General features: G+C 65.6%; 1 protein-coding gene. It reads right to left on the reverse strand.

What is annotated here, in order from left to right; all coding sequences use genetic code 11:
- Positions 1-34: 34 nt before the first annotated feature.
- Positions 35-1,204 (reverse strand): IS3 family transposase gene (locus tag BLQ70_RS25180; protein WP_091863072.1). Its coding sequence is split into 2 segments (ribosomal slippage), with 1,171 coding nucleotides annotated over them: positions 35-951 and positions 951-1,204; the frame shifts between segments, so codons are not numbered across the junction. This gene is flagged as partial in the annotation.

Consider the following 1,204-nt stretch of genomic DNA (forward strand, 5'->3'; position numbering starts at 1 on the left):
TGATCCGCCCCCGCCGAGAGGTCCAGGTTGAATGTTAGTGTGCGGTTGGCCTCGGCGCCAACGCGGTCGGCTCAGCCGGTCTGGATAGCGCAGCCGCCCGCGCGGTCATGGCGGGCACGAAGACCTCCGGCGCGGGAGGCTTGTATCCGAGCGAGCCATGCGGGCGTACGGTGTTGAAGTGCCGCCGCCAGCTCTCAACGATGATCTTCGCCTCGGCGAGAGTGTAGAAGATCTCGCCGTCGAGCAGTTCGTCCCGCAGCCTGGCATTGAACGACTCGATGAAGCCGTTCTCCCAGGGGCTGCCGGGCGCGATGTAGGCGGTCTTCGCGCCAACCGCGCCGATCCAACCCTGTACGGCCTTGGCGACGAACTCGGGGCCGTTGTCTGAACGAATGTGCTCCGGCACGCCGCGCAGGATGAACAGGTCCGAGAGCAGGTCGATGACGTCGATCGCCTTCAACCTTCGGTCGATGCGGATGGCCAGGCATTCATGGGTGAACTCGTCGATGATGTTCAGCATCCGGTATTTTCTCCCGTCATGGGTGCGGTCCTCGACAAAGTCGTAGGACCAGACGTGGTTGGGCCGCTCGGCGCGAAGGCGGATGCAAGATCCGTCCGCGAGCCAGAGCCGGCCGCGCTTGGGTTGTCGGGCCGGAACCTTCAGCCCCTCGCGTCGCCAGATCCGCTCAACCCGCTTGTCGTTGACCACCCAGCCTGCCGTCGAGCGCAGCAGCGCGGCGATCTTGCGATAGCCGTAGCGGCCGTAGCAGCGGGCCAGTTCGACGAGGTCGGCGATGAGTTGCTCCTCATCGTCGCGACCGCGCGGGATGCGGCGCTGGGTCGAGCGGTGCTGCCCCAATACACGGCAGATCCGTCGCTCCGACACCTTCAGAGCGAGCCGGACATGGTCGATGCAGGCACGGCGACGCGCGGGGCTTACCAGTTTCCCGAAGCCGCCTCCTTCAGGATCAGCTTGTCGAGCGTCAGATCCGCGACGGCGCGGCGGAGCCGGGCATTCTCGGCCTCAAGCTCCTTCATCCGCCTCACCTGATCCGTCTTCAGGCCGCCGAACTCACGGCGCCAGCGGTAGTAACTCACCTCCGTCAAGCCGATCGAGCGGATCGCGTCGGCAACGGATTGCCCCTGCGAGACCAGCACATCGACCTGGCGTAGCTTCGCGACGATCTCTTCGGGCTTATGGCGC

The organism is Allobosea robiniae, assembly GCF_900102525.1.
GTDB classification, from domain to species: domain Bacteria; phylum Pseudomonadota; class Alphaproteobacteria; order Rhizobiales; family Beijerinckiaceae; genus Allobosea; species Allobosea robiniae.